We start from the raw sequence: 2,836 nt of genomic DNA, 5'->3' as shown, positions 1-2,836 counted from the left end.
TATCGTCGAACAATCCAGCGCCGAGATTTGGGCGGCGGTCTGTGCCGCAACCCGCGCCGCGATGGCGCAATCGGGTGTCGCGGCAAGCAATATTGCGGGGATCGGGTTTGACGCCACCTGTTCGCTCGTCGTTCTAGGGGCCGATGGTGCCCCGCTGCCCGTTGGCCCGTCTGAGGATGCAAACCGCAACATTATCGTCTGGATGGACCACCGCGCCCTCGATCAAGCCGAACGCATCAATGCCACGGGTCACAGCGTGTTAAAATATGTCGGCGGCGTGATTTCACCCGAAATGGAAACGCCCAAACTGCTTTGGCTTGCCGAGAACCGCCCACAGGTCTTCGAGGCCGCGTGGCAATTCTTCGATCTCACCGACTTCTTAACTTGGAAAGCAACCGATAGCCTCGCGCGTTCAACCTGTACAGTCACCTGTAAATGGACCTATCTGGCGCATGAAAACCGCTGGGACGAGACGTATTTTCGCGAGGTTGGTTTGGGTATTTTGGCCGAAGAAGGCTTTAAGCGGATCGGGCAAGATGTAGTCGCCCCCGGGGTGGCCCTTGGACGCGGACTAACCGAGAAAGCCGCCGCAGAACTGGGGCTGGCAGCAGGCACCCCCGTTGGCGCGGGCCTGATCGACGCCCACGCGGGCGGCATCGGAACTGTGGGCGCCGCGGGCGATCCGACCGAATGCATGGGTTATGTCTTTGGCACCTCGTCATGCACGATGACCACAACGCAGGAGCCGGCCTTCGTGCCCGGCGTTTGGGGCCCGTATTACTCCGCGATGATGCCCGACGCTTGGCTAAACGAAGGCGGTCAATCGGCGACGGGCGCCGCAATCGCCCAACTCCTTTCGATGCATCCCGCAGCCCTTGAGGCGAACGAAATAGCGAAGGCCGAAAACAAGTCGCTGCCAGTTTGGCTTGCCGATATTGCGGCCACAAAAGCAACACACCTCTCAGAAGTGGTACGCCTCGCGGAAGGGCTGCACGTCGTGCCTGAATTCCTCGGCAACCGCGCGCCCTTTGCAGATCCGCACGCGCGCGCCGTGATTGCAGGGCTTGGAATGGACCGCGATATCGACAGTCTGATCGCGCTGTATATCGCGGGGCTGTGTGGCATTGGCTATGGTCTGCGCCAGATCATTGAAACCCAAGCCGTGAATGGCGCGCCGATCAAACGGATCATGATCAGCGGGGGCGCGGGGCAACAAGACCTCGTGCGACAACTGCTGGCCGACGCCACAGGCGTGCCGGTCATTGCAACCTGCGCGGAGGAACCGGTTCTTCTGGGTTCGGCAATTTTGGGGGCTGTCGCCGCCGGAAAATTCGCTGATATGCCATCAGCAATGGCAAAAATGTCAGCCCTGAAGGACCGCTACATTCCGGTGATCGGGGACATTCAAAATGCACATAACGCGCGCTTTGCCGCCTTCCAGCGCCTTCAAGATGTCGCACGGGCTCTCTAACGCTGGTTACGTCGTCAATTTCCGCAGTCGCAGGATTCCGCTTTAACTTATGATCCAGCCCAGTTTTCTTTCGCCTTTAGATCGTCGCGATTACTTTCTTGCGTGAAGCGTCAGCGCGCGGATCATGGGGTTGCGCGGTGGGTGAATGCGCAGTTTCTTTTGGATGATGGCGAGAGCTGTGCTTGGATCGCAAAATTTCTCAACTTGGATGACGACACGATCCGCAGTTGGTTCAAGCAATATCAGAATGAGGGTGGGGAGGGGGCCGCTTATGATGGTTGGGAAGGCGGTCAGTCACGGATGGCGGCGGCCGGGAAATAGTTTTACGGGATTGACTTGAAGCTCGGTTTTGCCGTTCAACCATCGAAATTAGGGCCTATATCGCCGCCGAATTTGGCATCCTTTATGCGCATTCGGGCTGTATCAGGCTGTTGGCGCGTCTCGGGTTTGTGTATCGCAAGCCAAAAGTGGCTGATCCGATCAAACAGGCCGACTTCATCGCATTTTACGGAAATATGCTCAATACACTTGCCGCTGACGAGGCCGTATACTTCGCGGACGCGGACCACCCAGAATATCAAAGCAAACCTGCCTTTGGCTGGGTGCGCAAAGGTACAAACCCAGCACTTCTGACAGCATCTGGACGCGGGCGCGTCAATATCCACGACGCGTTAAGCCTAGAGACATTCGATGCGCCGTTTGTCGAACCAATCACCGTCGATGGCACAAGTGCCGTGCAACTATTGGCCAAAATCGAAGCCCGCAACCTCGATAAACCCATCATACATGTCATTTGGGATAACGCACCCTACCACAAAGGGCCTCATGTTAGGGCTTTCCTGTAGCGCAAAAACTGTCGTATTCACTTGATACCGTTGCCGCCATATTGTTCACATCTCAACCCGATTGAGGACCTCTGGGCAGTCCTGCACAGGCATGTCACCCATAATCGACAATATAAAACCTAAAAACAATTCGCCGAGGCAATCTTCAAATCAAAGCTTTCTGGTTTTGTAGTGCGTCGGATATAACAATTAAAAATGCTGCTGTTTGTTGGTATGTCGTTTGTGGAAGGCTCCTGCATAGCGAGATATATTTGATGTAATCTGCGCATTTGCCAGAGGCAGTCTTACGTCCCGTTGCTGGCAATGCATGCCCGAGGGGCGCCTGTTTGCGCAGTTTTAACCGCTGGCCCCTCCTTCTCGGTGATGCGAGCATTGTCTGCCGGGGCAGTAGATGGCTTCCGCGAACCAAGTCCTTTTCTGCTTTGCGGGCTGTGATGCCTGAAACCCTCGGCGGGGTGCCTTGGTTGTTGCAGCTGACTTTTGTACTATCTCTTCGCGGGTCCTGTTAACGCGTGCAGTT

General features: G+C 56.1%; 2 protein-coding genes and 1 pseudogene. All 3 read left to right on the top strand.

Going from position 1 to position 2,836, the window contains the following annotated elements; all coding sequences use genetic code 11:
• A partial coding sequence (locus AB9F27_RS21665) for an FGGY-family carbohydrate kinase (RefSeq protein WP_369758173.1) occupies positions 1-1,471 on the top strand: 1,471 nt, incomplete at its 5' end.
• 102 nt (positions 1,472-1,573) lie between these two features.
• Entirely contained in the window at positions 1,574-1,792 is a 219-nt protein-coding gene (locus AB9F27_RS21660; RefSeq protein WP_369758172.1) for a helix-turn-helix domain-containing protein, read from the top strand.
• A gap of 41 nt (positions 1,793-1,833) precedes the next feature.
• Positions 1,834-2,439: pseudogene (locus AB9F27_RS21655) on the top strand (IS630 family transposase).
• The last annotated feature ends 397 nt before the right edge of the window (positions 2,440-2,836 follow it).

The sequence above is a fragment of the Falsihalocynthiibacter sp. CO-5D18 genome (assembly GCF_041205445.1).
In the GTDB taxonomy this organism is placed as follows: Bacteria; Pseudomonadota; Alphaproteobacteria; order Rhodobacterales; family Rhodobacteraceae; genus Falsihalocynthiibacter; species Falsihalocynthiibacter arcticus.
This window is presented reverse-complemented; position numbering and strand designations above follow the sequence as displayed.